We start from the raw sequence: 26716 nt of genomic DNA, 5'->3' as shown, positions 1-26716 counted from the left end.
CGGAGGCCGGGCCCAGGGCGGTCAGTGCTGGGGGTCCTCGGCGGTGGGCCGGGGTCCGGCCATCAGCTCCGGCGTCTCCGTCAGGAGGTGGTTCAGGGCCCCCTCCTGGTAGTGCCGCATCAGCCGCTTCTTACCGACGCTCTTCTGCTCCCACGTCCACGTCAGGCTGCCAGTGGGGTCGCCGCCCTTCTCGTACTTGAGCCCCGGGACGGGCTCACCCGTCCTGGTGTCGATGATCAGCCCCGTGTCCTCGTCGTACTCGGCGTACCTGAGCAGGGCCTCTTCCCACGTGGGGTTGCGGCGGATGATGACCTCTATGCCGCCATGCTCATCGGCGTACTCATTGAGCGCCGCTTCGTTGTCAGGGTCCACGACGACCTTGGGCTGCGCGACGTTGACCTTGTAACGGCCAATCAGGTCATCGCCGATCCGGACCACAAGCTCAGATTGGCCCGCCTCGTACGCCTTGAGGAGGGGGACCTTCGGCCCGTCGATCCGCGGCTTGATCTCCTTCTTCACCATCTGCTCGTCTAGCAGACGGGCGAGGGCGCCGACCAAGCCAATATCGGAGAGAGACGGTCCGGCCGGCTGCTCAGCCTGAGTTTCCTCGGCGGCGGCGTCGTTCGCCATGCGGTGATCCTTCCTTTCCCCGGACGCCAGAGCCCAGGGGTTTGGGACTGTCCCGGGCGGGGTGTCTCGGGGCGTCGTATGGAGGTACGACAACCGCCGATTCTTGTTACACCTAGGCCCAGGTAGCTGGGTCGCTCTCCCAGCCGCGTCAGATAGTACAGCAATGAGACTCGCGTGTGGAACGCGACGTTAAAGGTGTGTCTCCCTACGTTCCCCGCGGCCCCACCGCTCTCGGCGACGTCACCGGAAGCGGTGGAGCCCCGGCGCCGCCCCATCCGGAACGAGGGCAGCACCGGCCCGGCGACGGGCGGGGACCGGCCATGACGGCATCGCCCTGCTTGCGAGGCGGGGCGCCGCGGTTGAAGTCCGCGGGCTCGCAGTCCCCGCCCATCGCCGGCACCGACACATGGGAGAGGACCGCACCAGCCGTGACCGAGACGATCGCCAGGCCGCCGCGCTACATCGCGTACGTACCGCTCACCGACCTCACACCGGCGCCGAGGAACCCCAAGCGCCACCAATTGGAACTCCTCATCGACGCGATCCGCATGCACGGCTTGGTCGAGGTCCCCGTCGCCGACGAGCGCACCCAATGCGTCCTCCACGGCCACGGCCGCCGCGAGGCCCTCATCGAGATGCAGAACCGTGGCATGCCCCTCCCCGGCGGTGTCGTCCTTGACGAGGACGGCGGATGGCTCGTCCCGATTCTCCGCGGCTGGTCCTCCAGGTCCCACGCCGAGGCGGAGGCCCTAGCAATCAAACTCAACCGGCTACCCGGCCAGGGCGGCTGGGACCCCCGCGAGTTCGCCGCCGTCCTCGAGGACCTGGCGACCGGCGATGCGGAGCTGTTCGACTCGCTCGCCATTCCCCACGACGAGATCGACAAGCTGCTCGGCCAGGTCGACCCCGAAACCCTGCCTGGCGGCCTCCGTGAGGACGAGCCCCCCACCCTCCACCTTCCCGACGATAACGACCACGAGGACGGCCTCAGCCCCGACGACGTCCGCGCCGCACACACCACCAGCTGCCCCGCCTGCGGCCATCTGTTCAACACCGGCCGCTGAACCCGCCGCCGAGGTCCCGCAATGTCCAGCCGCCGCAAGGCCCGTCGGCAGAAGCCACAGCTCGGCCGTCCGTGTCTCCTCTCCGAAGAGGTCGAGGCGCGGCTCGTCGCTGCCTCACGCACGGGCGTCGCCGTCGAGCTGGCCGCGGAGATGGCCGGTGTCTCCCGCTCCAGCTTCCTGGCGTGGATGGCCCGAGGCCGCGCCGAGGTCGAGGCCCGCGAGGCAGGCGAAGAGCCCGACCCGGAAGCGGAGGAGTACGCCGCCCTGTTCGTGAAGGTCCGCACCGCTCGTGCCACCGCGGCGGCGCGCGCCATGGCGAACATCCGCAGAGTGGCAGACGGGGGGATCACCACCAAGATCACCACCCGCCGATTCCGGGACTCCGTCACCGGCGAGATAGTCGAGGAGACCGTCGAGGACCGCACGTCACCGGACTGGCGTGCGGACGCGTGGTACCTGGAGCGGCAGTTCCGCGATCAGTACGGCAAGGACGCCACCTTGGCCGTCGAGATCACCGGACTCGGCGCTCCGGTCGGCGACGACGAGCAGTCTGTCGACCTGTCGGCGCTCGCCGAACGCCTCGACAAGAGCCTGTTCGCCGTCGAGTACCCGCCGGAGCTGGACGGCGGCATCGTTGTCGACGCCGAGGTCATCGACCCCTGACCGCCAGCACGCGACGTTAACCCCGTCCGCCCTGCACAGTGCTTCCTCCCTGCTCACAGCACCGGAGGTATATCACCATGACCATCAAGGGCATCGATGTCAGCTCCTACCAGAGCTCGACGTTCAACACCTCGGGCCTCTCCTTCGTCTTCGTCAAGGCGACCGAAGGCACCAAGTACGTTAACCCGAAGATGACCGCGCAGGCCGCGCACTCACGCGCGGCCAACCTGGTCGTCGGCTTCTACCACTTCCTCGTCGCGGGGAACATCCAGGGCCAGGCCGAGTACTTCGTGGAGCGGTGTGCCAGCAAGCCCGGCGACATCCTCGCCTGTGACTGGGAAACCGATCCGAGCACCCACAGACACCCGTCGAACGCCGAGAAGGACGCCTTCATCAAGGCCGTCAAGGAGTTGCGGCCGAACCACAAGGTCGTCCTGTACTGCAACCTGACGTCGTGGAAGTCGCTCGACAAGACGTCGTACGCCGGCGACGGCCTGTGGATCGCGGACCCGAGCGCCCCGGCTGGTAGCCCGCGCATCAAGGCCGAGTGGAAGTTCCACCAGTACGGCATCTCGGGAACCGACGTGAACGTGGCCAACTTCTCCAGCAAAGCCGCGCTCAAGGCGTGGGCCACGGACGACGAGCAGCCGGATAAGGACGGCTCCAGCGGCACCGGCACCACTCCGCCCAAGCCGATGCCGCCCTTCCCTGGCCGCCAGTATTTCGGCCCCGGCAAGCACAACGCCCACATCACCACCCTCGGCAAGCAGCTCGTCCGCAAGGGCTACGGCAAGCACTACAAGAACGGACCGGGCCCGGAGTGGACAGACGCCGACCGTGCGAACGTTCGTGACCTCCAGCTTGACCACGCCAAGCTCAAGGGAGACGCGGACGGCCTCCCGGGACCGCTGACCTGGCAGATCCTTTTCTCCTGACCACATCGCCGGCCCGCGCCAGCCGGGCCGGCATTCACCCCTGAAAGGCCCCCAGTGGCAGGCGAGACCGTCATCACGGTCGTCGGCAACCTCGTCGACGACCCCGAGCTGCGTTTCACTCCCTCCGGGGCGGCGGTCGCGAAGTTCCGCGTCGCCTCGACTCCCCGCACTTTCGACAGGCAAACCAACGAGTGGAAGGACGGCGAAAGCCTGTTCCTGACCTGCGCTGTGTGGCGACGGGCGGCCGAGAACGTCACCGAATCCCTCACCCAGGGCATGCGCGTCATTGTTCAGGGGCGCCTCAAACAGCGGTCCTACGAGGACCGTGAGGGCGTCAAACGCACGGTCTACGAGCTGGATGTCGAGGAGGTCGGCGTCAGCCTGCGCAACGCCTCTGCGAAGGTCACCAAGACCGGAGGCAGCGCACAGCGTCCGACCTCTGCGGCGCAGGGACGCCCCGCAGCCGCCAACTCATGGTCCAGGCCAGGGCCGGACGAGCCGCCGTTCTGATCTCGTACAGAAGGGGTCCCCGAACCGATGTCCGGGGGCCCTTCGGGCTGTTCAGGTGGCAGCAACCGGCCAAGTGGAGTCCAGGATCAGCAGGTCCTCGTCGGTCCGGTTCGCGGACTCCGTCGGCGGTGTCTGCCCCTCGATGGGCACTCGCTTCGCGGAAGTCTCCGCCGGAGCGGGAGCCTCCTCGGCCGGCGCCGGCTCCTCTTCGGTGGCCGGGGTCCCGGCGGCTGGCGGAGAGGGCGTCTCGGGAGCGCTCGGAACCGGGCCCACCGGGTCGGAGGGCGGCGTCGAGGGCTGGGGAGCTGTCGGCGTCGATGGCGTCGTGGGGGTCGTCGGCGGCTTCGTGTCCGTCGCCGGGGTGGTCGTGGGCGTTGACGGCGACGTCTCCAGCCCCGAACCTTCCTCCGTGGTCGTCCCCGTGCTCGACTCCGTGGCTGGCACGCTTCCCGTTCCATTGCCGCTGTCGAAAGGCGAAGGGCTCGGCTCGATGCCGACAGCGAGCGCCACGATGTCGTCGCCTCCCGACCCGACCCCCGCCGGCGCGGCGTTGCCGAGGCCCATTACAAGGCGGGCCGCAAGTAGAGTTGGAGCGTCGGCCATCGCCACCGCCGGGCTGGCCATGAGCTGGTGCACATCCTGGCCGTCCAGCCCCAGCGTGCCCAGGGCGAGCGCGGCCAGCCGCGGGGGCAGGGGAGTCGCTTCCCCCATCGCGGTCTGGCTGCCCTTGTGACGGTCTGCTTCCTCTAGGAGGTTCCTGTACTCGCCGATCCGCTTGGGGTCGGTGCCCCACAGGATGTACCGGTCGAAAACCCTCAAGTGCGGGTACAGCTCTCGCGTGCCTTCCTGCCGCGCCCAGGTTTCTGCATACGCGGTGTCGTGGAAGATCCTCAACCCGACGCGTTCACTGCCGTACGAGAAGGTAAAGATGGTGCTGTCCGGGCCGGTGGCGGCCTTGGTGGACATCACCATCCCGTCGGCGTCGGTACACTCCGCCTCCAGGTTGTCGATCTGGCGGCAGTCGATCTGCCCGGCGTGGGAGAAGTCCATAAACTTGGGATCGTCGAACGGCTGCCCGGCCGTCTGCGTCCCGGTGGAACTTGGGCCCGGGTCCGGGGCGCTGGCCGCCGCACTAGCGGTGCCGCTGCTGGTGAAGTGCCCCAGTGCCCAGGATCCAGCGAGCGCTGGCAGGAGCGCCGCGGCGATGGCCCACTTCTTGAGGCGGCCGCGAGGGCGCACTCGCTCACGCTCCTTGACCGAGGGCGGCGGGGTTTCCACAAGCGGGGCGGGCTCGAACGGGCCCAGCAGCTCGTCGAAGTCCTTGAACTGACCGCACTCGCGGACCAGGCGCTCGACTTGCTCCAGCGGCAGGTCCTGCATGGCGGAGCTGACCTGGCGCACCGCGGAGTCAAAGCTCTGCGGGCTCAGGAACAGGTGACGCTCGCCGTTGATGTTGACCACGCCCACGTTGGTGAGCTGCACGTCATCGTCCTCTCCCGGGTTGAGGACGTGAATCTGCACCGGCGGCACGGACGAGGTCACGACCGCTCTCCTCGCACGAGGGATAACGCGCTGTTCAACTCTGCCGGTCTCTTTCCTTGCTATGCAGGATGCGCGCGATGTGGGCAGCCGTCCTCTCGGCGCGCTCGGGCGTGATGTCCTCGATGTCTGTGAGGACGAGGTGGCCACCATCGGGCAGCTCGATCTCCGCACGGTGGATCTCCGGCTCTTCCAAGCCGTCGCCCGTTCCGGCGTCCTCGCGGGTCTCCTGCGGGGTCTCGGCGCGCGCGTACGCGCGGAGCATCGCCTCCCTGGTAGCGCGCACCGTCGCGGGGTCGCGTCGGTAGCCCGGGCTCAGCGCACCCGCGGCGGCCAGCATCTGGCGAGTCTCCTCGTCGTGAGGGGTGGGCCCGCCGTCCAACGCCCGCTCCAGGCGCTCACTTTGGTCAGCGCGTCGCGACATGCGCCCTCGCCTCTCGTGTCTCAACCCGTGTACCGACAACTCTGTTTCTGCCCACTGCTGCCGTCAGCAGCTCCTCGACCAGGTGGGAAGACGACTCCCCAGCCGGCATGACCTCGCCGAGCTTGCGCAGCGACCGTACCGTCAATGTACGGACAGCCCCCTCCGTCTTCCCCATGATCTGCGCGATACGTCCCACGCTCAGTCCGTCGAAGAACCGCAGGATCAGGACCTGCTGTTGCTGGGGCCGCAGTTTATGCATGTGGGATGCAACGGCTTGGGCCAGTGCACGCCTTTCTGCGTACTCCTCCGGGCTCTGATCGACGCGCGGCCGGTCAAGCTCGAGGTGATCGGCGTACAGCACCTCCGAGGGGCGCCGCTGCACGGAGCGTAAGTAGTCGAGCGTGGTGTTTCTGGTGATCGTGCGTAGCCAGCCCAGCAGGTTCGTACCTGGCCGGTACCGGCTGATGTTCCGGGAAACCTTCAGCCAAACCTCCTGGCTGAGGTCCTCCGCGACGTGCCCATCGCGGACGTAACGCCGCACCCAGTGGTACACGGTGTCGTTCAGCTCGTCGTATAACGCCGCAATGGCGTCGGCCCCACCCTCCCCGCCTGCTGCGGCGCGTCTGGCCAGGGATTCCAGAATGTCGGTCACGGCGTGATGCCCCCCAAGAACCGATGCTGCACTGACCCCCTGCAACGCCGTCGGGCTTCCCCTCCACTGTTCCCCCACAGGAGGAGGATCACCTTCCGATGCGGCGCCGAGGCAGCATAACCGATCTCTTGCGAAATGCACCGAACAGGCTAGCGATACTGCGACGCCCACTGTGCCGCACGGTGCGGCCGCGTGACGGGAGAGCAATCCGGCGCCGACGAGGGACCGAAGCGACCACGCCCACGCTTCCCCCCGTTCATGAACGTCGCCGACCGCACCTTGATGCTCCTGCGGTACGAGAAGTGGATCTCCACGGAAGCGTCCGCTAGGCGGGCCAGGATCAACAATGGAGCGGCGCAGCAGGTCATGCCCAGATCTGGCCGGTACCACTCGAGCCGTCGCTCGGCGGGGCCGTGGAGGGCACAGCCGACACATACACGGATCCCGTACACGAGGCCGATGCCCCGCGGCGGCCCCCCCCCCCCCCCCCCTCGCCGAGCGCCGCACTAGCCAGAGGTGGCCCAAAGATGGCTGTTCACTCGACACCATCCAAGGTCTCCGCTACCGGCCAGACCGAGACCTCCAGCGCTTCCGCAGCCACCCCGGCTCGACTTCGTCGCGCGTCAGGTGAGTTGGACTTCCCCGGGTGTAACAGATTCCGCCGATGCACGTACTTATCGGTGCCGGGCTGCACCCAACCGGCTCCATCCGGCCGGATCGGTCCGCCGGGGGACACCTACGAATGAGCAAGGACGACTATGCCTCGCGGTGGTTCAAATGCATTGCTGAGTTTCGAGACGATTGCCGAGCGGATGGAACTCACAAAGCGCACCGTTGTCGACAACTACCGAAGCTGGGAAATCCCCGTCGTGCGCATCAGTGATCGCATCCTTCGCGTCCGGGAGCGCGATTTCGAGGCATGGCTCGACGCACGGACGGACTGAATTCCACACGCCGACGGGATTGTCATAGCCGCGAATAGAGGGTGTGGCACCGGTCCCTCCACCCACCGCTCGGCGGCTTGACCAGTCATGGCTGCGCCTGCGTAGAGTCCAACTCCCCTGGCCAGGGAGTCACCTGAGAATCGACCAAGATCGCGAGAGGCGTCCCGTGGCACGCAAGCCCACTGTCTACAAGCGGTGCGAGTGCCCCGACCAGAACAGGCCCAAAAAGGGCGGGTGCAACCACAGCTGGTCCTACAACCTCACCAACAGCGAAGGTAGGCGCACGCGGGCCTCTATTCCTGAATCGGTCGGCTTGACGCAGGCTCAGGCTCAGGCAGTCCTGGACGGAATGACTCCCGGGATGGCTCCTGAGCCGGTGGAAGCAAACCTCACCTTCCGGCAGTGGGCGGCTGACTGGCTCAGCAGGCGCCGCGCGAAGGAGACCAGCGTTTCGAGCTACGAGATAGCCATCCGCGTGCACCTCAATCCGCGGTGGGGCAGGCAGCGCCTGCGCACCATCAAGAGAGCCCAGGTCGAAACCTGGGTCCAGGAGATGGAAGCCAACGAGAGCATCGCCAACACCACCGCTGAGGGCCACTGGAAGGTCTTCAAGATGGTGATCAAGGACGCCTTGCAGAACGGGAAGATCACCTCCAACCCCACCTATGAGGTCGACGGCCCCTACGCCGGCGCGTCGAAGTCGTACGTGTTCAGCCCGGACGAGTGCTGGGCCATCCACGATGAGTTCCCTGCGCGCTACCGCCCCATCCCCATGCTCGGCTACGGCTGTGGCACCCGGCAGGCGGAGGCGTTCGGCGTGTGCGACGACGTCATCGACCCGGACAGAGGGCTGCTTACGGTGCGTCGACAGGTCCTCAAGACCAAGGAGACCCACTACAAGCCCTCCCTCATAGACCGCCTCAAGACGAGCCCACGCCTCAGCTCAAAGGAAGCGCCGATGCCTCCCTACCTCCAGGACGCCCTGGGGGAGTACATGGAGCGCTTCCCGCCGCGCGCAACAGAGACTGTCCTGTGGGAGCACAAGAAGAAGATCGACGACTGCAAGCGCGGCCCGGTACGCGCTCTGTTCTGGACACCGCGCAACAACCTCCTGTGCCGGAACTACTTCAACGAGGGCTTGTGGAAGCCCACGCTGCTGAAGCTGGGCATCAAGGACGAGGACGGGAACCTGCCGACCTTCCATGACCTCCGGCACACCTTCATCTCGACGTGCCTCCAAAACGGCATACCCGAGCACACAGTGGCCGCGTGGGTGGGCGACTCCGTCGAGGAGCTGCGGCGCACCTACAGCCACCTGTTGAAGAACCACGCCGATACGCACGGGGCGGTGGCCGCTGGCCTGACAGCGCGGCCGAAGCTGTCCGTCGTCCGCAACGTAGCCTGACGAACCATCCCACCTTCGCTTCTTCCTCTCGGGCGCAGAGGCGGAAGAAGAACCTCAGCGGGGCTGAGGCCGGCAGCCGGTCTCAGCCCCGCTGCTATCCGTCGGCCCTCGCCTCTCCGGGTCGCCACGGCCGCCGGCAATCAGCCCAAGAGCGCTCTCCCCCGCGAGCAGAACTATCTGAGGGGTACACGGCGAAAGAAGCTACGCTGCACGCTCGGGCACAGCGGCGGGGCCTTCCAGATAGCCAGGCCAGGAGCCAGGTGCAGCAGGCCGGTCACGCCGCCGGCCTTATCCCATCCCACTTCCCATGGCTACTTTCATGGCTACGTACGTAGCCGTGCGGCCCCGTTTGAACCGGTACGGAACGGCGCCTGGCCTGAGCCCCTGATCTGCGAAAAAAGGGCCTCCGACCAGCGATTACGCTGATCAGAGACCCTTGGCGGCGGACGAGGCGGCCTGTACGCCGGGTTCTGTCTCTCGTGGGCCTTACGGCCCGCGAGGAGGCGGCCATCCATCTAGGGCCGGCGTTGCCGTCGGCCTCGTGCGGTCTACCCGCGGACTCGGGCGGGCAGCCCTCGATCATCCGCGCAGAGCCGCCTTGCGGTGGCTCCTCTTGACCTTGCTCCGGGTGGGGTTTACCTAGCTGCCCAGGTCACCCTGGGCACTGGTGGTCTCTTACACCACCGTTTCACCCTTACCGGGCGCCTTGCGGCCCCGGCGGTCTGTTTTCTGTGGCACTGTCCCGCGGGTCACCCCGGGTGGGCGTTACCCACCACCCTGCCGTGTGGAGCCCGGACGTTCCTCGGCGGGATCCCGAAGAATCCCGACGCGACCGCCCGGCCGGCTCGTCCGCCGTGATCACCATGGTACCGGCCCGGGAGGGGCGGCTGGGACGAAGCGGGTCGTCTCCAGCGAGAAGGTCTCTCGACACGGCGCGCCCCGGCCCGGGACACTGCTTCGACGGCTGGGCGCCAGCGCCCGACACCATGAGCGAGGACACCGTGCGCGAGGACAACAGCAGCTGGTGGCGGCAGGCCGTCATCTATCAGGTCTATCCCCGCAGCTTCGCGGACTCCGACGGCGACGGCATCGGCGATCTGCCCGGGGTGACCAGTCGGCTGCCGTACCTCGCCGGGCTCGGCGTCGACGCCGTCTGGCTGAGCCCGTTCTATCCGTCCGCGCTCGCCGACGGCGGCTACGACGTGGCCGACTACCGCGACGTCGATCCGCGGCTCGGGACGCTGGACGACTTCGACCGGATGGTCGCGGAGGCGGACCGGCTCGGGCTCAGGGTGATGGTGGACATCGTCCCCAACCACACCTCGAACGACCACGCCTGGTTCCAGGAGGCCCTGCGCGCCGGCCCCGGCAGCGCGGCCCGGGAGCGGTACGTGTTCCGGGAGGGGCGGGGGCCGGGCGGGGGGCTGCCGCCCACCGACTGGGTGTCGTGCTTCGGCGGTCCCGCGTGGACCCGGCTGCCCGACGGGCAGTGGTATCTGCACCTCTTCGCCCCCGAGCAGCCCGACCTCAACTGGGACCACCCGGAGGTGCGCGCGGACTTCCTCACCACGCTGCGCTTCTGGTCCGACCGGGGCGTGGCCGGGTTCCGGGTGGACGTCGCGCACGGGCTGGCCAAGGACCTGGCCGAGCCGCTGCGCGACATCGGCGACGTACCCGGCTACGAGCCGGAGGACCTGCCGGAGGACGGCAGCCATCCGCTGTGGGACCGCGACGAGGTGCACGGGATCTTCCGCGAGTGGCGCAGGGTGTTCGACGAGTACGACCCGCCGCGGATCGCGGTCGCCGAGGCGTGGGTACGGAACTCCCGCCGGGTGTCGTACGCCCGCGCCGACGAGCTGGGGCAGGCGTTCAACTTCGACTTCCTGAACGCCCCGCTCACCGCCCCCGCCCTGCACGCCGTCATCGACGGCGCGCTGTCCGCCGCCCGCGCGGCGGGGGCCTCGGCGACCTGGGTGCTCTCCAACCACGATGTGATCCGGCACCGCAGCCGGTTCGCCCTGCCGGACGATCTGACGGGCGCGGGCCGGGACGCCTGGCTGCTGGCCGACGGCCGGGAGCCGGAGGCCGACCTCGCGCTCGGGCTGCGGCGGGCCCGTGCCGCGACGCTGCTGATGCTGGCGCTGCCGGGTTCGTCGTATCTCTACCAGGGCGAGGAGCTGGGCCTTCCGGAGGTCGCCGACCTGCCCGTGGCCGCGCTCCAGGACCCGACCTGGGAGCGCAGCGGCCACCGGGTCAAGGGGCGCGACGGCTGCCGGGTGCCGGTGCCGTGGACGCGCGGCGGCCCGTCGTACGGGTTCGGCGCGGGCGGCGCGTGGCTGCCGCAGCCGGAGGGGTTCGGGGAGCTGTCGGTCGAGGCGCAGGACGGGCAGGCCGGTTCGACGCTGGAGCTGTACCGGCGCGCGCTGCGGCTGCGGCGGGAGCTGCGCGGGGATGAGTCCGTGGAGTGGCTGGGCTCCGTCGCGGAACTGAGCGCCGGGCTGCTGCACTTCCGCCGCGCCGGTGGCTGGCACAGCGTCACCAACCTGTCGCCGGACGCCGTGCCGCTGCCCGCCGTGGGCGAGGTGGTGCTGAGCAGCGAGCCGCTGTCGAATGAGCTGCCGCCGGACAGCACGGTCTGGCTGCGGGAGGCGGGCGCGTAGACCGTAGGCTGCGGGGCTGGGGCGACGCCCCTGCTCTACGTACCGCCGACGCTCCGAGGAGAACCCGTGCTCGTCCTGCTGCCGCCGTCCGAGGGAAAGGCCACGGGAGGTTCCGGGTCCCCGCTGGACCTGGGCTCGCTGTCGCTGCCGGGACTGGGCGAGGCACGCGCCCGGGCCCTGGACGAGCTGGTCACGCTGTGCTCGGGCGACGAGGAGAAGGCGGCCGAGGTGCTGGGCCTGAGCGCGGGACTGCGCGGCGAGGTCGCCAAGAACGCGGCGCTGCTGTCGGCCGGGACGCGTCCCGCCGGGGAGATCTACACCGGTGTGCTGTACGACGCGCTCGGCCTCGCCACCCTCCCTGCCCCTGCCCGGCGCCGCGCCGAACGCTCGCTGCTGGTCTTCTCGGGCCTGTGGGGCGCGGTACGCATCGACGACCGCATCCCCTCCTACCGCTGCTCGATGGGCGTCAAGCTCCCGGGCCTGGGCGCGCTCGGCGCCTTCTGGCGTACGCCGATGGCCACCGCCCTCCCGGAGGCCGCCGGGAACGGCCTGGTCCTGGACCTGCGGTCGGCGGCGTACGCGTCGGCGTGGAAGCCGAAGGGCGAGGTCGCGGAGCGCACGGCGACGGTGCGGGTGCTCCAGTCGAAGATCGTGGACGGGGTGGAGAAGCGGTCCGTGGTGAGCCACTTCAACAAGGCGACGAAGGGCCGGATGGTACGCGACCTCCTGACGGCCGGGGCCGACCCGGACGGCCCCGAGGAGCTGACGGAGACCCTGCGAGGCTTCGGGTACGTGGTGGAAGCGACGCCCCCGCAGCGGTCGGCCCGGCCGTGGGCCCTGGACGTGGTGGTGACGGAGCTGTAGCCCTGCCCGACGGCCCTACGCGGACGCGGGGTCTCCCGCCGGACGATGCCCCGGCTGTGCCAGACCGCGCCGGTCGGGCAGGGTGGGGCGACCGCCCCCGCATCGGCGCGGGATCCGGGCCGCGCCCGCCACTGCCAGCCAGCTCGCATGGGCCGCGCGAGCCCACTCGACGCGGGCGCCCGGGCCGCCCCAAGGCCGCGGTCCCGTCCCGGTCGGGCGGGCCGGGATAGCGGGCCTCCGCATCGGCGCCGGAGCCGGGGCGCGCCCGCCTCTGCCCCGGCCACCTCGCATGGGCCCGCCGCCCGGCCCAAACCCGGGGCGGTACCGGGGACGGGTGACCGGGCGCGGCGCCGGGCGTTGCGTGGGGCGCAACGGGCGTTGCGGAGTGTGGCACCCGCCCGCAGAATGGTCGCCGTGACAGACGACAACGCGCCCTCCCCCTCCCTCCTCGACCTCGCCCCCGTCATCCCCGTCGTCGTCATCGACGACGCGGCCGACGCCGTGCCGATGGCCCGGGCCCTCGTCGCGGGGGGTCTTCCCGCGATCGAGGTCACTTTCCGCACCCCGGCCGCCGCCGATGCCATCCGGGCGATCGCGGCCGAGGTGCCGGAGGCGGTCGTCGGGGCGGGGACCGTGCTCACGCCTGGGCATGTGGACACCGCCGTCGCGGCCGGGGCGCGCTTTCTGGTCAGCCCGGGGTGGACGGACCGGCTGCTGGGGGCCATGCGGGACTCGGGGATTCCGTCGCTGCCCGGCGTCTCGACGACATCGGAGGTCGTGGCGCTGCTGGAGCGCGGGGTGACCGAGATGAAGTTCTTCCCGGCCGAGCCGTCCGGCGGTACGGCCTACCTCAAGGCGCTCGCGTCCCCGTTCCCGGACGCCCGCTTCTGCCCCACCGGCGGAGTCAACGCCAAGCGCGCCCCCGACTACCTCGCGCTCCCCAACGTCGGGTGCGTGGGCGGCACTTGGATGCTGCCGCCGGACGCCGTGGCGGCGGGCGACTGGGGGCGCGTGGAGTCCCTGGCCAGGGAAGCGGCCGCCCTCCGGTAAAGGCGCGCCTACCGCAGGTGGGACGTGTCGTTCAGGAGGCGGACCGACGCGTTCCCGTCGCCGTAGTACGCCACCGCCGACAGCGACGCCGCCGAGAGTTCCATGCGGAACAGGGACTCCGGCGGGGCGCCGAGGGCCAGCCGGGTCAGGGTCTTGATCGGGGTGACGTGGGTGACGAGGAGCACCGTACGGCCCGCGTAGCGCGCGATCAGCTTGTCGCGGGAGAGGGCCACCCGGCGGGCGACCGTCGCGAAGGACTCGCCGCCGCCCGTGGGGGCGGCCTTGGCGGAGGCGAGCCAGGCGTCGAGGTCGTCCGGGTGGCGGTCGCGGACCTCGGCGAAGGTCAGACCCTCCCAGGCGCCGAAGTCCGTCTCGCGCAGCCCCTCGTCGACCCGGACGTCGAGGCCGAGGCGCGCGGCCACCGCCCCGGCGGTCTCGCGGCAGCGCTTCAGGGGCGAGGTGACGATGTCCTGGATGGTGCCGCGCGCGGCGAGGGACGCCGCGACCAGCTCGGCCTGGCGGTGGCCGACCGCCGAGAGGCCGGGGTCGGTGCCGCCGCTGCCGGAGAAGCGCTTCTCGGGGGTGAGCGGCGTCTCGCCGTGCCGGAGCAGGACGAACGTCGTCGGTGTGCCGAGGTCGGCGGCGCCCCAGCCCCGGACGGGGGCCACCGCCGCCGACGGGGCGTCGGGGGCGGCGGGCTCGGCGAGGGTGTCGTCGGCGGCGGGGGCCTCGGGGGCGGCCGTCGCGAGGGTGCCGCCCGGCGGCACCTTCGGCTGCCACTGCTCGCCCCGCTTGCCCGCGTCCATGGCCTCGTTGGCGAGCCGGTCCGCGTGCTTGTTCTGCTCGCGCGGGATCCAGCCGTACGTCACCTGGCCGGGCGGCACGAGCCCCTTGGCCTCGGCGGCGAGCGGCCGCATGTCCGGGTGCTTGATCTTCCAGCGACCGGACATCTGCTCGATGACCAGCTTGGAGTCCATGCGGACCTGGACGTCCGCCTCCGGGTCGAGGGCACGGGCGGCCCGCAGACCGGCGATCAGGCCCTTGTACTCGGCGACGTTGTTGGTGGCGGTGCCGATGTACTCGGCGACCTCGGCGAGCGCTTCGCCGGTCACCGCGTCCAGGACGACCGCGCCGTACCCGGCGGGCCCCGGGTTGCCCCGGGAGCCGCCGTCGGCCTCGACGATGAAGCGACGCCGTGCCATGGGACTTACAGCCCCGACTCGGGCGTACGGACCAGGATGCGGCGGCAGTTCTCGCACCGGACCACGGTGTCCGCGGCAGCCGAACGGACCTCGGCCAGCTCGGTGATGGCCAGCTCCTGGCGGCAGCCGTCGCAGCGCCCCTGGTAGAGCCGGGCGGCGCCGACGCCGCCCTGCTGCCCGCGCAGCTTGTCGTAGAGCTTCAGCAGATCGGCGGGGATGGTCCCGGCGATGACCTCGCGCTCCTTGGTGATGGTCGCGATCTCGGCGTCGATCTCCTCGGCCGCCGCGTCGCGCCGCGCCGTGGCATCGATGATCTTGGCCTGGAGGGATTCCACCCGGCCGGTCAGCTCGGTGGCCCGCTCCTGGGCGGACTCCCGGCGCTCCATGACCTCCAGGACGACGTCCTCCAGGGCGCTCTGGCGCCGGGCCAGGGAGGCGATCTCGTGCTGCAGGTTCTCCAGGTCCTTGGGCGAGGTGACGGCCCCGGAGTCCAGGCGCTTCTGGTCGCGGGCGGCGCGCTGGCGCACCTGGTCCACGTCCTGCTCCGCCTTCGTCTGCTCGCGGGCGGTGTCGCTCTCCTCGGTCTGCGAGGCGACGAGGAGGTCACGCAGCTGGGTGTGGTCGGCGGTCAGGGTGTCGAGTTCGGCGTGCTCGGGCAGCGTCGTGCGCTTGTGCGCGAGCTGCGAGAGCCGTACGTCGAGGCCCTGGACGTCGAGCAGGCGGATCTGGTCTGCGGGCGCGGCGTTCAGCGGGGGGCTCCAGGGGTGGTCGTAGGGGACGGAAGTGGTGTGGCCTCAAACGGATGAGGCGGGGGCGGGCGCGAAGGCCCGGAACGGGGCGGCGGCCGCGGCGTGGGCCGTCCAGGGGTCGGTGACCTTGCGGGAGACATGGGTGCGCAGGCCCCAGCCGTGCCGGTCGGAGATCTCGTCGAGCTGCGCCGCGGCCAGCTCGGTCCAGGGCCACTCGGTGGCCCAGTGCGCGGCGTCGACCAGCGCGAGGTCGCTGTGCTCGCGCGCCTCGGAGGCCGGGTGGTGGCGCAGGTCGGCGGTGAGGTACGCGTCGACTCCGGCCGCGCGCGCCTCCGCGAACAGGCCGTCCCCGGAGCCGCCGCAGACGGCGACCGTACGGATCGTACGGTCCGGGTCGCCCGAGGCGCGGATGCCCTGCGCGGTGGCGGGCAGCCGGGCGGCGGCGCGCTCGGTGAACTCGCGCAGCGTCTCGGGGCGGTCGAGTTCGCAGATCCGGCCGAGCCCCTGGCGTCCGGCCGGGTCGGCCGGGTCCGGCACCAGCGGGCGGACGGCCCGCAGGTCGAGCGCGCCCGCGAGGGCGTCGGAGACGCCGGGGTCGGCGCGGTCGGCGTTGGTGTGCGCGACGTGCAGCGCGATGTCGTGCTTGATCAGGGTGTGCACCACCCGCCCCTTGAAGGTGGAGGCGGCGACCGTGGTCGTGCCCCGCAGATAGAGCGGGTGGTGGGTGATCAGCAGATCGGCGCCGAGCGCCACCGCCTCGTCGGCGACCTCCTGGACGGGGTCGACGGCGAACAGCACGCGGCTGACCTGGGCGTCGGGGTCCCCGCAGACCGTCCCGACGGCGTCCCACTGCTCCGCCCGCTCGGGCGGCCAGAGGGCGTCGAGGGCGGCGAGGACATCGGTGAGAGCGGGCACGGGGCAAGGCTACCTCCCAGATCACCGGGAAGCCTTGCCCCTGCCTTCACTCAGCGCGACCGCCGCTCCGGGAGCGGGGCTGACGGGGGATCAGCGGACGAGGTAGCCGCGGAGGTCGTCCAGCACCCGGTCGGCGGCGGTGACGCCGAGGCCCAGGTACCAGGTCTCGTCCTGCACGTTCTTGGCGTGGCCCGCCTTGACCGCCTTGAGCTTCTTCCACAGCGGGTTGGACTCCGCCTGGTCCCGCTTGGTGGCCTTGGCGTCGCCGTAGACCCCGGTGAAGATCCAGTCGGCGTCGGCCTCGTTGATCCGCTCCGGGCCGATCTCGGTGGCCAGGTCCTCGATCTGCTGGTTCTTGGGCCGGGGCAGGCCGACGTCCTGCAGGATCGTGCCGATGAAGGACGCCTTGGCGTAGAGCCGGGTCATCTCCGGCATGAAGCGCAGCATGGTGACGGTCGGCTTCTTCGGGCCGATGTCCTCGCCCAGCTTCTTCGCCTTCGCCTCGTACGCCTCCAGCTTGCGCTTCGCCTCGGCGGTGCGGTCCAGGGCCGCCGCGTTGAGGAGGTAGTTCTCCTTCCAGGTGAAGCCGGGGCGGATGGAGAAGACGGTCGGGGCGATCTGCTTCAGCTCGTCGTACAGCGGCTCGGCGCGCAGCTTGCTGCCGAGGATCAGATCGGGGTGGAGGGCGTTGATGGCCTCCAGGTTGAGGTTGTTGATGGTGCCGACGTTCTTCGGGCTCCCGGCCTCCTTCTTGAGGTAGCCGGGGAGGGCCTGGTCGCCCTCGGCGGGCGCGTAGCCGACCGGCTTGAGGCCGAGCGAGACGACGTTGTCCAGCTCGCCGACGTCGAGCACCACGACCCGCTTCGGCTTGCTCTTGATCTCCGTCTTCCCCATGGCCTGGGTGACGGTGCGCGGGAACTGGCCGGGCTTCGCGTCGGTGCCCAGCTTCGCCGTCTGCTCGGCGGCCTTGCCGAAGTCCTTGCCGCCCTGCGCGACGGACTTACCCCCGCCGCCGTTGCCCTTGGCGCCGTCCTCGCCGCCGCCGTCGGACGCGCCGCAGGCGGCGAGGGAGAGGGCCCCGGCCAGGGCCAGGGCGAGGGCGGCGCTGCCGCGGCGGTGTACGGACATCTGGTGCTCCAGGGGTCGTGCGAACGGTGGCACTGAGGCGTGGCACTTGGGCGTGGCACTTAGGCAGGCCTTACTTTAATCGCACTGCGGATCGGCCCCTTACAGCACATTCATCCCCGACCTCTCAGGCGAATCGGGCAACAGCCACACGTAAGGGTGGAGCCGACCTCTTATCGGCCACCGGGAGGGGGTACGAAACCTACGTTCAGTGGCCGGAGGTGACTGAACGATGACCGCCTGTGCCTTCGACGCCACCCGCACCACGGCAGTCAGCGCCCGGCCACGAGAAAGGTCCACGGATTTCACCATCACCCCGGACCGCTCGTACGGGGCGCGGCTCACGCTCAGCGGCGACACCGGCTGCTGGTTCCCCGAGCGCTGGACGCTCGACGGGCCCGAGCCGTACGCCGTGCCGCTGCCGGGCACCCAGCCCGAGGAGCCGGACAGCGACGTGCTGCCGCTCTCCGACGGGCAGGTGCTGATCCACCGCCGGGTGGCCGGGCACCACGCCTTCTCGCTGCTCTACCCCACCGGCCCGGGGACGGGCGAGCGGGTGCTCGGCGGCATCGACCGCGCCGACGTCTCGCTGCTGCCGCCCGCGCCGGGCGGCAGCAGCGCGTACGCCCTGGGGCGCGGCCCCCGGTCCACCTCCGTCTGGCTGATCCACGGCGGCCCCCGCGGGCTCCAGCACCTGGCCGAGGTGCCAGGGCGTTGCACGGGCGGCGCCTGGCTGGACCGCATGGGTCGGCTGCTCGCCCTCGACCGCGAGCTGGACGGCCGTACGAAGACGATCGTCGTCGACCTCGGGCGCGGCGGTGAGACCAGTCCGCTGCTGCAGATCACCGAGCGCAGCAACGACCGGCTGCTCCTCGCCGACCCCGACAGCGGTCTGCTGCTCGTACGGTCCGACGCGCCCGGCGACGAGCGGCTGGGGTGGGGCGTCCTGGGCAGCGCCCTCCCGGTCCGCTTCCCGGACTGCCTGCGCCCGGCCGCCCAGGCGACGGCCGTGCCCTTCGCGATCCAGCCGGGCCAGATGCTGACGCCGGAGGCGTGCGCGGTGGCCTTCCGCATCGACGCCGCGGCGGGCGGGCGGCCGTGGGTGGGCGTCTGGCGCCCGTCCGAGCGGCGGTTGCGCCAGTTCTCGGCCCCGGAGGGCTGGCTGGCCGGGGCCGGGCTGTGGAGCCGGGAGGCCGAGCTGTGGCTGCCGTACGCGACCCGGCAGATCCCCTGCGGCCTGGCCCGCGTCTGGCTCCCGGAGGCCACACGGACGGCCTCCGGCTCCCCCGCACCCCCTCGGGTGATCCGCCGCGTCTCCCGCCCGGAGGCGGCCGGGATCACGCCATGGCGCCAGGTGAGCGGCGCCGACGAGGACCCGGAGGCGAGCGCGGCCACGGACCCGCGCGCGACCTGGAGCGCGGGCGCGCGCGGAACCACATTGCGCGCGGGCGCGAGCCTGAGCGTGACCCCCGGCGCGGACGCTGGCGCGGGTGGGGGCTTGAGTGCGCGCGCGGCCCTGGGGGCAAGCATGGCCCCCGGCGCGGGCTCGGGTGCGGGCCTGGGCGTGGTGTCCGGTGCGGGCGCGGGTGCGGGTGCGGGTGCGGGGCTGGGCCTGAGCCCCGGCACGGGGTTGCGCGCGGGCGGGGCCCTGGGCACGGGCGCGGGTTTGCGTGGGGGCATGAGCGCAGACCCCGGCGCGGACGCGGCCTTGGGTGCCCGCGTGAGCACGGACCCGGGCGCGGGCTCTGGCGCGGGCCTGGGAGTGGTGTCCAGCCCGGACCCGGGCGCGGAGCTGGGTGCAGGCCCCGGCGCGGGATTGCGCGGGGGCGCAGACCTGGGCGCGGGCCCGGGCTTGGATGCGCGCGGGAGCACGGCCCTAGGCGCGGGCGCGGGCTCTGGCGCGGGCCTGGGCGTGGTGTCCGGTGCGGACCCGGGCGCGGGTGCGGGTACGGGCTTGCGTGGGGGCATGAGCGCAGACCCCGGCGCGGGCGCGGCCCTGGGTGCGCACGGGAGCACGGCCCCCGGCCCAGGCTTACGCGCGGGCGCGGGCTCTGGCGCGGACCTGGGCGTGGTGTCCGGCCCGGACCCGGGCGCGGGGCTGGGCGTGGCCCCCAGCGGGGGCTTGCGGGCGGGCGCAGGACTGGGCTCGGGCGCGCATCCCGGCGCAGCCCCCCGTGCGGGCGGGAGCACGGGGCTGGGCGTGGGGCCCGGTGCGGGGTTGCGCGCGGGGCTGGGCGCAGGGGCGGGCTCCGGCGCGGGGGCGGGCCTGGGCTTGGGCCCGGGGGCGGGGTTGGGGGCTGGGTTGAGTGTGCGGGTGGACATGGGCGGCGACGGGACGCGGGGGGAGTCCGGGGTTGAGCCTTGGGTGGGGACGGGGTGTTGGCCCGGGGTTGAGCAGGAGACCGGGCAGGACTCCGAGCTGACCGTGGTCGCCCCCCGGCCCGTTCCGCTGCAGCAGGCGCCTCTCGCCAGGTCAGCGGAGCCCCGCCCACCCCGCTGGGTCCGCGATCACCGCCCTGGTTAGACTCGGCCGCTGGGGCAGCGCAGCCGGTTGGCACGGCGTCCATCGACGTTGTGGCGGGCCCCTCGCGCAGAGTACGGAGCGAACTTACCGGGGTGACTTCCCACATGTCCGAAGCCCGAACCGACACGACCCAGGCGCGCTCACAGGAGGCGGCCGAGGCCGATGCCGCCTCAGCCCAGGGCAAGCACCGGGGTCAGCAGGCCGCGTCCGAGGAGCCGCAGGCTCCGGCGCACGGCCGCCACCGCCGTCCGAGCGAGAACGCCTCGTAGAGCGCTCGGGAGCGCGCTTCCCCCACCCCTCCCCTTCCCGCAGCACACGCGGCACGCGTGCACGGCTGTGGGGTGGGGAGGGGTGGGTCGTTTCAGCCCCCGCCGAGACGTCAGCCCCGCTTCAGGCTCAGCACCTCCACCGCCGCGAACCCCTCCCCGCCCCGCTCCCCGAAGTACGGCGTGAGCAGCCCGTCCAGCTCCTCGAAGCCGAAGACGTCCCCCTTCGCGTCCAGCTTCGCGGCCACCCGTGGCCGTTCCACGATCGCCACCATGCCCCCGTGGACCACGAACACCTGGCCGTTCACCCCCGTCGCCCGGGGGGAGGCGAGGTAGCCGACGAGCGGGGCCACGTGGTCCGGGGAGAGGGGGTCGGGGCGGCCGTCCGCCCCGAGACCGGCGCCGGGCACGTCGGGGAAGACGTCCTCGGTCATGCGGGTGCGGGCCCGCGGACAGATGACGTTCGCCGTCACCCCGTACTTGGCGAGCGCGCCCGCCGTGGAGAGGGTCAGGCCGACGATGCCGCCCTTCGCGGCCGCGTAATTGGGCTGGCCGGGCGACCCGGCGAGGAAGGCCTCGGACGAGGTGTTCACGATGCGGCCGTGCACCGGCCCGCCCCCGGCGGCCTTGGAGCGTGTCCGCCAGTGCGCGGCGGCGAAGCGAGTGGTGTTGAAGTGGCCCTTGAGGTGGACGCGGATGACCGCGTCCCATTCGTCCTCGGTCATCGAGAAGACCATCCGGTCGCGGAGGATGCCCGCGTTGTTGACCAGGATGTCCAGCGCGCCGTACGTGTCGACCGCGAGCCGGACCAGCCCGCGCGCCGCGTCGAAGTCGGCCACGTCGCCCACGTGGGCGGTGGCGCGGCCGCCCGCCGCGCGGATCTCCTCGGCCACCTCCTCGGCCGGGCCGGAGGACGCCTCGCCCGAGCCGTCGCGGCCGCCCTGCCCGTAGTCGTTGACGACGACGGCGGCACCCAGCCGACCCAGCTCCAGCGCCTCGGCGCGGCCGAGCCCGCGCCCGGCGCCGGTGACGATCGCGGTCTTCCCTGCCAAGGGACGCGTCAGATCTCGATGCATGTGCGCAGCGCCTCCCCCGTCCGCATCTGGTCGAGCGCGTCGTTGATCTCACCGAGCCGCACCCGGTGGGTGATGAGCCCGGCGAGGTCGATGCGGCCCGCCCGCCACAGCGCGATGGTGCGTTCGTACGAGCGCAGCACATCGCCCCCGCCGTACAGGGACGGCAGGATCCGCTTCTCGTCGAAGAACAGCTCGAACATGCTGAGCTGCAGGAAGTCGTCCACCGCGCCCGCCCCGACGACGCACAGCGTGCCGCCGCGCCGCGTGATCTCGTACGCCCGGCGGGCGGTGGCGGACTTGCCGACGACCTCGAAGACGTAGTCGAAGCCCTCGCCCGCCGTGACGCTGTTCTTGGCGTCGTCCAGTGCCTCCCGGGCGACCGCCTCGGTGGCGCCGAAGCGCAGCGCCGCCTCGCGCCGCGAGGTGACGGGGTCGACGGCGACGATATGGGCCGCGCCCGCCGCCCGGGCGCCCTGCACGACGCTGATGCCGACCCCGCCGCAGCCGATGACGGCGACCGACGAACCGGCCTCCACCCGCGCCGTGTTGAGGGCCGCGCCGAGCCCGGTGGTCACGCCGCAGCCGATGAGGGCGGCGATGTCGTACGGGACGTCGTCGGGGATCGGCACGGCGCAGGGCGCGGGGATGACCAGCTCCTCGGCGAAGGTGCCGGTCCCGGCCATGCCGAAGACCTGGTCGGCGCCGTCGCCCGCGCGCTTGAAGTTGGGCGTTCCGGCGTTCATGAACCCGGACAGACACAGCTGGCTCTGACCGCGTTTGCAGGACGGACAGCCGCCGCACGCGGGCAGCCAGCACACCAGCACCCGGTCGCCGGGGCTCAGCCCGGTGACCCCGTCGCCGACCTCGACCACCTCGCCCGCGCCCTCGTGGCCGGGGACGAAGGGGACGGGCTGCGGCAGGACGCCGCTCATCGCGGAGAGGTCGGAGTGGCACAGCCCGGTGGCCCGGATGCGCAGCCGGACCGTGCCGGGGCCGAAGCCCACCGCCTCGATGTCGTCGAGGACTTCGAGCTTGTCCTGTCCCGTCTCGTGCAGTACGGCTGCGCGCACAGCGCCTCCTCTTGAAGAAGTCGGATCACAAGGTCAGGCGTGTTCGACGACCGTGTCGCCGAGGACGGGCGCGTCGTCCCGCTCGACGGCGCTCGCCGTCACCTGGACGCGCCCCGGCTCCCGCCACATCCGGACGCGCAGGGTCTCGCCCGGGTACACCACCCCGGCGAAGCGCGTGGCGTACGAGCGCACCCGGGCGACGTCGCCGCCCAGCTCGGTGTCCACGACGGCCTTGAGGACCATGCCGTACGAGCACAGCCCGTGCAGGATCGGCTTCTCGAACCCCGCGACCTTGGCGAACCCGGGGTCGGCGTGCAACGGGTTCCAGTCGCCGGAGAGCCGGTACAGCAGCGCCTGGTCCTCCCGGATGGCCCGTTCCACCGTGCGGTCGGGCTCGCGGGCGGGGGTCTCCAGCCGCTCGGAGGGGCCGCGCTCGCCGCCGAAGCCGCCCTCGCCCCGGACGAAGATGCGGCTGTCGCAGGTCCACAGCGGGCCGTCCGCGTCGGCCGCCTCGGTGCGCAGCACGATGACCGCCGCCTTGCCCTTGTCGTACACCGCCGCGACCCGGGACGTCTGGGTGGCGTCCCCGGTCACCGGGATCGGCCGGTGCACCTCGACGGCCTGGCCGCCGTGCAGGACGGCCGCGAGATCGACGTCGATCCCCGGGCCGTTGAGCCCCCCGGCGAGCGCCATGCGGCCGCCCGCGACGGTGGCGAAGCTGGGCAGGACGTGCAGCTCGCTCTCCAGCGTGTAGCGCAGCTCATCGGGGTCGGTGGCCGGGATTCCGGCGCCGATGCCCAGGTGGTAGAGCTGGATGTCCTTGTGTCCCCAGGCGAGGACGGTGGTCCGGGGCTCGGCCGAGACGGCCTCGGCGGCGGCGATGGGCATAGGGCGACAGCACTCCTTGGCCTTGGCGGGAGGGGCGGGAAGACCCCGGCCCGCCCGTCCGCACCGTCGGCCGCGCCGGGGTCGTCACTGGTCGGCAGGGCCGCGCCGCGTTTAGAACGCGTTCTAGCCGATGGCACCTGTATAGCCCAATCCCCCTGGAGGCGGAAGACTCCTGACGGCTCGTCAGCTCGGCTCGTCGGTTCGGCTCGGGCGCCACCCGGCCGGTGGGGCCTTACGGCCCGGGACAAATGTCACGCCCATCCCCCGACATCCGCATCTGCCCAGCTCACACCGGGGTCCGTAGGGTCGGAGCCATGTACGCCACCGCCGCGAGTATCGAGCGGCTCAAGCCGCCGGGCCGCCGGGCCTTCCTGCCCTGGCTGCTCATGCTCACCCCCGACGCGAGGCACCTCTTCGACGGCGGGACACCGCTGCCCTGGCTCGGCGCCCTCGGTCTGGTGGTCTTCGCGGGGTTCTACGTGGCCGCCGTCTTCACCGGCCTCGACCCGCGCCGCCGCCCCACCCGGACCCCGGTCCTGGCCCTCGCCGGGCTGGCCACGGTCACCCTCGCGCTGGGCATCGGCTACGCCGGGAACTGGCTGCTGTGCTTCCCGCTGCTGTCCCTGGCCACCGGGATCGTGCTCCGGGGGCGCAGGCATCTGGGGCCCGTCATCCTCAGCTTCGCCGGTGCCGCCGGGGTCATCGCGAGTGTGCGCGGCGGGGCCTCGGACTCGTTGACGGTCGGCTACGGCACCGTCCTGTCCGGCCTGGTGACGGCGGCCATCCTGTCCCTGTTCGAGACCGTCGCCCAGCTCCGCGCGACCCGCCAGGAGCTGGCCCGTACAGCGGTGGAGAAGGAGCGGCTGCGCTTCTCCCGCGATCTCCACGACCTCCTCGGGCACACCATGTCCGTCGTCGTGGTCAAGGCGGAGGCCGTGCGCCGTCTCGCCCCGCGCGACCTGGAGGCCGCGCTCGGCCAGGCCGCCGACATCGAGGCGGTCGGCCGCCAGGCCCTGACCGAGATCCGCGAGGCGGTCACCGGCTACCGCGAGGGCAGCCTGGACACCGAGCTGGACCGGGCCCGCTCGGCGCTCGACGCCTCCGGTATCGAGGCCGACGTCCACCGCTCAGGACCGCCGCTGTCGCCCCAGGCGGAGGCGCTGCTGGGGTGGGTGGTGCGGGAGGGCGTCACCAATGTGGTGCGGCACAGCGGGGCGACGCGCTGCGAGATCGACGTCCGAGGAGGCATCGACCGGGTACGGCTGGTGATCACCGACAACGGGTCCGGCGTAGGCTCCCGTGCGGCCGGGGAGAGCGACAGCGGCGGTACGGGCCTCAAGGGGCTGGCCGAGCGGCTGTCCGCGGCGGGCGGCTCGCTGGAGTCCGGCCCCGACGGGCGCCGGGGCTTCCGGCTCGTCGCCGAACTGCCGGTGGATACGGAGGATCCGGTGGAGAGCGCGGAGGGGGTTCGTACCACGTGATCAAGCTGCTGCTCGCCGAGGACCAGGGCATGATGCGGGGCGCGCTGGCGCTGCTGCTCGGTCTGGAGGAGGACTTCGAGATCGTCGCGCAGGTCAGCGACGGCGACGAGATCGTGCCGCGCGCGCTGGAGTCCGAACCCGATGTCGCGCTGCTGGACATCGAGCTGCCCGGCCGCAGCGGACTGGACGCCGCCGCCGCGCTGCGCCGGGCGCTGCCGGGCTGCCAGGTGCTGATCCTCACCACCTTCGGCCGCCCCGGCTATCTGCGCCGGGCGATGGAGGCGGGGGCCGCCGGGTTCCTGGTCAAGGACGGGCCGGTGGAGGAGCTTGCGGTGGCGATCCGCCGGGTGCTGGCGGGTGAGCGCGTGATCGACCCGGGCCTGGCCGCGGCCGCGCTGAGCGCGGGCCCCAACCCGCTCACCCAGCGCGAGCGCGATGTGCTGTCGGCGGCGGTGGACGGCGCGACGGTGGCCGACATCGCGGCCAAGGTGCACCTCTCCCCCGCCACCGTGCGCAACTACCTCTCCTCGGCCATCGGCAAGACCCAGACCCGCAACCGCATGGAGGCGGTACGGGCCGCCCGCCAGAACGGCTGGCTGTAGCGCTAAAGGTCCACGCGGGTCGCGGCCGGGGTGCGGGGCAGGGCCACGGCCATCAGCAGCACCGCCGCCGCGATGATCCCCGTGGCCACGACGAACGCATGGCCGTACCCGGCCGCCAGCGCCTCCGGCCCGCCCCCGCCACGGGCCGCGATCCGCTCGGCCGCGACCGTCGCCAGTACGGTCAGGCCGAGCGCGCCGCCGATCTGCCGCGAGGTGTTGACCAGCCCCGACACCAATCCCGCCTCGCCCGGGGCCGCGCCCGAGGTGGCGGAGGCGGCGAGCGGGGTCATCATCAGCCCGGACCCGAACGACATGATGATCGCGGGGCCCAGCACCGTACCGGCGAAGGTGCCGTCCGCCTCCATCCGGCTCTGCCACGCGTACCCGACGACGGCCAGCGAGCCGCCCGCGATCGCGAGGAGCTTTCCGTCCAGCCGGGCCATCAGCCGGGGCGCGAGCTTCGAGCCAAGGATGATCGACAAGGCGTGCGGCAGGAAGGCGAGTCCGGCCTTGACCGGGCTGTAGTGCAACACGTTCTGCAGGTAGAGCGTCATGAAGTACCACATGGCGAACATGCCGCCGCCGCACACCACCATCACCGCGTTCGCCGCCGTGACGGCCCGTACGCGGAACAGCCGCAGCGGCATCAGCGGTTCCTCCGTACGCGCCTCCACGGCCACGAACACCGCGAGCAGCGCCACCCCGGCGAGCAGCGGCCCGAGCGAGGCGGCGGCGCCCCAGCCGTACGGCTCGGTCTGCACGATGCCGTACGCGAGCGCCGCGACGCCCGCCGTGACCAGCACCGCGCCGGGTACGTCGAGCCGTCGCGCCACCCCGGAGCGGCCCTCAGTCAGCCACACCGCCGCGGCCACCAGCACCACCACGCCCACCGGCACGTTGACCAGCAGCACCCAGCGCCAGGACAGGTACTCGGTGAGCACCCCGCCCACCAGCCCGCCCGCCGCGCCCCCGCCCGCGCCGACCGCCGTCCAGGTGCCGATGGCGCGGGTGCGGGCCGCGCCGTGCGGGAAGGCGGTGGTGAGGATGGTGAGCGTGGCCGGGGAGAGCACGGCCGCGCCGAGGCCCTGGAGGGCGCGGGCCGCGACCAGTTGCCAGGGCTGCTGAGCTATGCCACCGGCCAGGCTGGCGGCGGTGAACAGCCCGAGCCCGGTGAGGAAGACCCGCTTGCGGCCGAAGAGGTCGGCCGCGCGGCCGCCGAGCAGCAGGAACCCGGCGAAGGTCAGCGCGTACGCGTTGACCACCCACTGCAGCGCGGTCTCGCCGAGCCCCAGGTCGGTGCGTAGGGACGGCAGGGCGACGTTGACCACCGAGATGTCGAGGACCACCACGAACTGTCCGGCGCAGGCGGCCAGCAGCACCGCCCAGACCGGCGGCGAGGCGCGCGGCGGGCGCGGGGCGGGGTCGGTTGTGGAGGGAAGGGCGGGCGGAGGGGGAGTTGGGGTGGGCATGGCGGTGAT

25 protein-coding genes, 1 other RNA gene and 1 pseudogene are annotated in these 26716 nt (G+C 72.0%); 14 read left to right on the top strand and 13 right to left on the bottom strand.

Annotated elements, in window-relative coordinates:
- Positions 1–21: 21 nt before the first annotated feature.
- A complete protein-coding gene (locus ACFV9T_RS27640) occupies positions 22–630 on the bottom strand; it encodes a hypothetical protein (RefSeq protein ID WP_385444915.1) in 609 nt (202 codons plus the stop codon).
- Between the two features lie 428 nt (positions 631–1058).
- Here ACFV9T_RS27640 and ACFV9T_RS27635 point away from each other — a divergent pair, with 428 nt between their 5' ends.
- The 5 genes and pseudogenes from ACFV9T_RS27635 (at position 1059) to ACFV9T_RS27615 (ending at position 3802) form a co-directional block, all read left to right on the top strand.
- On the top strand, positions 1059–1694 hold the full coding sequence (locus ACFV9T_RS27635; RefSeq protein WP_385444913.1) for a hypothetical protein: 636 nt from the start codon (positions 1059–1061) through the stop codon (positions 1692–1694).
- A 21-nt stretch (positions 1695–1715) separates the two neighbouring features.
- Positions 1716–2357: a hypothetical protein gene (locus ACFV9T_RS27630; RefSeq protein ID WP_385444911.1), complete on the top strand. Its 642-nt coding sequence runs from the start codon at positions 1716–1718 to the stop codon at positions 2355–2357.
- A gap of 77 nt (positions 2358–2434) precedes the next feature.
- Positions 2435–2995: pseudogene (locus ACFV9T_RS27625) on the top strand (GH25 family lysozyme); the annotation flags it as partial.
- A 57-nt stretch (positions 2996–3052) separates the two neighbouring features.
- On the top strand, positions 3053–3292 hold the full coding sequence (locus ACFV9T_RS27620) for a peptidoglycan-binding protein (RefSeq protein WP_385444938.1): 240 nt from the start codon (positions 3053–3055) through the stop codon (positions 3290–3292).
- A gap of 54 nt (positions 3293–3346) precedes the next feature.
- Positions 3347–3802 carry a single-stranded DNA-binding protein gene (locus tag ACFV9T_RS27615; protein WP_385444909.1) on the top strand — a complete coding sequence of 152 codons (456 nt, stop codon included), beginning with the start codon at positions 3347–3349 and terminating at the stop codon, positions 3800–3802.
- Positions 3803–3853: 51 nt separating this feature from the next.
- Here ACFV9T_RS27615 and ACFV9T_RS27610 read toward each other — a convergent pair whose 3' ends face one another.
- Genes ACFV9T_RS27610 through ACFV9T_RS27600 form a run of 3 tightly spaced genes read right to left on the bottom strand, consistent with a single transcriptional unit; the run spans position 3854 to position 6417 of the window.
- A complete protein-coding gene (locus ACFV9T_RS27610; RefSeq protein ID WP_385444907.1) occupies positions 3854–5344 on the bottom strand; it encodes a hypothetical protein in 1491 nt (496 codons plus the stop codon).
- Between the two features lie 34 nt (positions 5345–5378).
- Positions 5379–5765 (bottom strand): hypothetical protein, encoded by a 387-nt coding sequence (locus tag ACFV9T_RS27605; RefSeq protein ID WP_385444905.1) that lies wholly within the window; start codon positions 5763–5765, stop codon positions 5379–5381.
- Positions 5749–6417 (bottom strand): RNA polymerase sigma factor, encoded by a 669-nt coding sequence (locus tag ACFV9T_RS27600; RefSeq protein ID WP_385444903.1) that lies wholly within the window; start codon positions 6415–6417, stop codon positions 5749–5751. The genes ACFV9T_RS27605 and ACFV9T_RS27600 overlap by 17 nt, the downstream gene beginning before the upstream one ends.
- A 758-nt stretch (positions 6418–7175) precedes the next feature.
- Here ACFV9T_RS27600 and ACFV9T_RS27595 point away from each other — a divergent pair.
- Positions 7176–7361, top strand: a complete 186-nt coding sequence (locus ACFV9T_RS27595) for a DNA-binding protein (protein WP_385444901.1) — start codon at positions 7176–7178, stop codon at positions 7359–7361.
- 166 nt (positions 7362–7527) lie between these two features.
- Positions 7528–8766, top strand: a complete 1239-nt coding sequence (locus tag ACFV9T_RS27590) for a tyrosine-type recombinase/integrase (protein WP_385444899.1) — start codon at positions 7528–7530, stop codon at positions 8764–8766.
- A 443-nt stretch (positions 8767–9209) separates the two neighbouring features.
- Here the strand turns inward: ACFV9T_RS27590 and rnpB are convergent.
- Positions 9210–9614: RNase P RNA component class A (gene rnpB, locus ACFV9T_RS27585), an RNA gene on the bottom strand.
- A gap of 138 nt (positions 9615–9752) precedes the next feature.
- Between rnpB and ACFV9T_RS27580 the strand changes: the two genes are divergently transcribed.
- The 3 genes from ACFV9T_RS27580 to eda all read left to right on the top strand — a co-directional run bounded on the left by ACFV9T_RS27580 (position 9753) and on the right by eda (position 13340).
- A complete protein-coding gene (locus ACFV9T_RS27580; protein WP_385444897.1) occupies positions 9753–11426 on the top strand; it encodes a glycoside hydrolase family 13 protein in 1674 nt (557 codons plus the stop codon).
- A gap of 66 nt (positions 11427–11492) precedes the next feature.
- Positions 11493–12290: a peroxide stress protein YaaA gene (gene yaaA / locus ACFV9T_RS27575; protein WP_385444895.1), complete on the top strand. Its 798-nt coding sequence runs from the start codon at positions 11493–11495 to the stop codon at positions 12288–12290.
- A 414-nt stretch (positions 12291–12704) separates the two neighbouring features.
- On the top strand, positions 12705–13340 hold the full coding sequence (gene eda / locus ACFV9T_RS27570; protein ID WP_385444893.1) for a bifunctional 4-hydroxy-2-oxoglutarate aldolase/2-dehydro-3-deoxy-phosphogluconate aldolase: 636 nt from the start codon (positions 12705–12707) through the stop codon (positions 13338–13340).
- A gap of 8 nt (positions 13341–13348) precedes the next feature.
- Here the strand turns inward: eda and ACFV9T_RS27565 are convergent, their stop codons facing one another.
- From ACFV9T_RS27565 to ACFV9T_RS27550, 4 genes are all read right to left on the bottom strand, one after another.
- On the bottom strand, positions 13349–14542 hold the full coding sequence (locus tag ACFV9T_RS27565; RefSeq protein WP_385444891.1) for a bifunctional RNase H/acid phosphatase: 1194 nt from the start codon (positions 14540–14542) through the stop codon (positions 13349–13351).
- A 5-nt stretch (positions 14543–14547) separates the two neighbouring features.
- Positions 14548–15291 carry a zinc ribbon domain-containing protein gene (locus ACFV9T_RS27560; protein ID WP_385444936.1) on the bottom strand — a complete coding sequence of 248 codons (744 nt, stop codon included), beginning with the start codon at positions 15289–15291 and terminating at the stop codon, positions 14548–14550.
- A 45-nt stretch (positions 15292–15336) separates the two neighbouring features.
- Positions 15337–16206: a Nif3-like dinuclear metal center hexameric protein gene (locus tag ACFV9T_RS27555; protein WP_385444889.1), complete on the bottom strand. Its 870-nt coding sequence runs from the start codon at positions 16204–16206 to the stop codon at positions 15337–15339.
- Positions 16207–16296: 90 nt separating this feature from the next.
- Entirely contained in the window at positions 16297–17334 is a 1038-nt protein-coding gene (locus tag ACFV9T_RS27550; protein ID WP_385444887.1) for an ABC transporter substrate-binding protein, read from the bottom strand.
- 229 nt (positions 17335–17563) lie between these two features.
- Here ACFV9T_RS27550 and ACFV9T_RS27545 point away from each other — a divergent pair, with 229 nt between their 5' ends.
- Positions 17564–19855: a hypothetical protein gene (locus ACFV9T_RS27545; protein WP_385444885.1), complete on the top strand. Its 2292-nt coding sequence runs from the start codon at positions 17564–17566 to the stop codon at positions 19853–19855.
- Between the two features lie 104 nt (positions 19856–19959).
- On the top strand, positions 19960–20124 hold the full coding sequence (locus tag ACFV9T_RS27540) for a hypothetical protein (RefSeq protein WP_385444883.1): 165 nt from the start codon (positions 19960–19962) through the stop codon (positions 20122–20124).
- 110 nt (positions 20125–20234) lie between these two features.
- Here ACFV9T_RS27540 and ACFV9T_RS27535 read toward each other — a convergent pair whose 3' ends face one another.
- From ACFV9T_RS27535 to ACFV9T_RS27525, 3 genes are read right to left on the bottom strand one after another with little or no spacing between them, the layout of a single operon-like run.
- On the bottom strand, positions 20235–21197 hold the full coding sequence (locus ACFV9T_RS27535; protein WP_385444881.1) for a 3-oxoacyl-ACP reductase: 963 nt from the start codon (positions 21195–21197) through the stop codon (positions 20235–20237).
- The gene (locus tag ACFV9T_RS27530; RefSeq protein WP_385444879.1) at positions 21182–22267 is read right to left on the bottom strand and encodes a Zn-dependent alcohol dehydrogenase; all 1086 of its coding nucleotides are present in this window, start codon (positions 22265–22267) and stop codon (positions 21182–21184) included. The genes ACFV9T_RS27535 and ACFV9T_RS27530 overlap by 16 nt, the downstream gene beginning before the upstream one ends.
- Positions 22268–22300: 33 nt before the next feature.
- Positions 22301–23155, bottom strand: a complete 855-nt coding sequence (locus ACFV9T_RS27525; RefSeq protein WP_385444878.1) for a MaoC/PaaZ C-terminal domain-containing protein — start codon at positions 23153–23155, stop codon at positions 22301–22303.
- 314 nt (positions 23156–23469) lie between these two features.
- Between ACFV9T_RS27525 and ACFV9T_RS27520 the strand changes: the two genes are divergently transcribed.
- Both ACFV9T_RS27520 and ACFV9T_RS27515 read left to right on the top strand, forming a co-directional pair.
- Positions 23470–24636, top strand: coding sequence for a sensor histidine kinase (locus tag ACFV9T_RS27520; protein ID WP_385444876.1), 1167 nt, complete (start codon positions 23470–23472; stop codon positions 24634–24636).
- Positions 24633–25238: a response regulator gene (locus tag ACFV9T_RS27515; RefSeq protein ID WP_385444875.1), complete on the top strand. Its 606-nt coding sequence runs from the start codon at positions 24633–24635 to the stop codon at positions 25236–25238. Before ACFV9T_RS27520 ends, ACFV9T_RS27515 begins: the two co-directional genes overlap by 4 nt.
- A gap of 2 nt (positions 25239–25240) precedes the next feature.
- Here ACFV9T_RS27515 and ACFV9T_RS27510 read toward each other — a convergent pair whose 3' ends face one another.
- The gene (locus tag ACFV9T_RS27510; protein ID WP_385444874.1) at positions 25241–26707 is read right to left on the bottom strand and encodes an MFS transporter; all 1467 of its coding nucleotides are present in this window, start codon (positions 26705–26707) and stop codon (positions 25241–25243) included.
- Positions 26708–26716: the final 9 nt, after the last annotated feature.

The sequence above is a fragment of the Streptomyces sp. NPDC059850 genome (assembly GCF_042731515.1).
Classification (GTDB): Bacteria; Actinomycetota; Actinomycetes; order Streptomycetales; family Streptomycetaceae; genus Streptomyces.
Note: the sequence above shows the minus strand (reverse complement) of the source record. Positions and strands in the feature narration are given on the sequence as shown.

Excerpts from the sequence above, each read along its gene's own strand:
- ACFV9T_RS27510 (WP_385444874.1), bottom strand. The coding sequence starts at position 26,707 with ATGCCCACCCCAACTCCCCCTCCGCCCGCCCTTCCCTCCACAACCGAC.
- ACFV9T_RS27580 (WP_385444897.1), top strand. The coding sequence starts at position 9,753 with ATGAGCGAGGACACCGTGCGCGAGGACAACAGCAGCTGGTGGCGGCAG.
- ACFV9T_RS27520 (WP_385444876.1), top strand. The coding sequence starts at position 23,470 with ATGTACGCCACCGCCGCGAGTATCGAGCGGCTCAAGCCGCCGGGCCGC.
- ACFV9T_RS27565 (WP_385444891.1), bottom strand. The coding sequence starts at position 14,542 with ATGGCACGGCGTCGCTTCATCGTCGAGGCCGACGGCGGCTCCCGGGGC.
- ACFV9T_RS27630 (WP_385444911.1), top strand. The coding sequence starts at position 1,716 with ATGTCCAGCCGCCGCAAGGCCCGTCGGCAGAAGCCACAGCTCGGCCGT.
- ACFV9T_RS27620 (WP_385444938.1), top strand. The coding sequence starts at position 3,053 with ATGCCGCCCTTCCCTGGCCGCCAGTATTTCGGCCCCGGCAAGCACAAC.
- ACFV9T_RS27545 (WP_385444885.1), top strand. The coding sequence starts at position 17,564 with ATGACCGCCTGTGCCTTCGACGCCACCCGCACCACGGCAGTCAGCGCC.
- ACFV9T_RS27550 (WP_385444887.1), bottom strand. The coding sequence starts at position 17,334 with ATGTCCGTACACCGCCGCGGCAGCGCCGCCCTCGCCCTGGCCCTGGCC.
- ACFV9T_RS27540 (WP_385444883.1), top strand. The coding sequence starts at position 19,960 with ATGTCCGAAGCCCGAACCGACACGACCCAGGCGCGCTCACAGGAGGCG.
- ACFV9T_RS27640 (WP_385444915.1), bottom strand. The coding sequence starts at position 630 with ATGGCGAACGACGCCGCCGCCGAGGAAACTCAGGCTGAGCAGCCGGCC.
- ACFV9T_RS27535 (WP_385444881.1), bottom strand. The coding sequence starts at position 21,197 with ATGCATCGAGATCTGACGCGTCCCTTGGCAGGGAAGACCGCGATCGTC.
- ACFV9T_RS27605 (WP_385444905.1), bottom strand. The coding sequence starts at position 5,765 with ATGTCGCGACGCGCTGACCAAAGTGAGCGCCTGGAGCGGGCGTTGGAC.
- ACFV9T_RS27525 (WP_385444878.1), bottom strand. The coding sequence starts at position 23,155 with ATGCCCATCGCCGCCGCCGAGGCCGTCTCGGCCGAGCCCCGGACCACC.
- ACFV9T_RS27595 (WP_385444901.1), top strand. The coding sequence starts at position 7,176 with ATGCCTCGCGGTGGTTCAAATGCATTGCTGAGTTTCGAGACGATTGCC.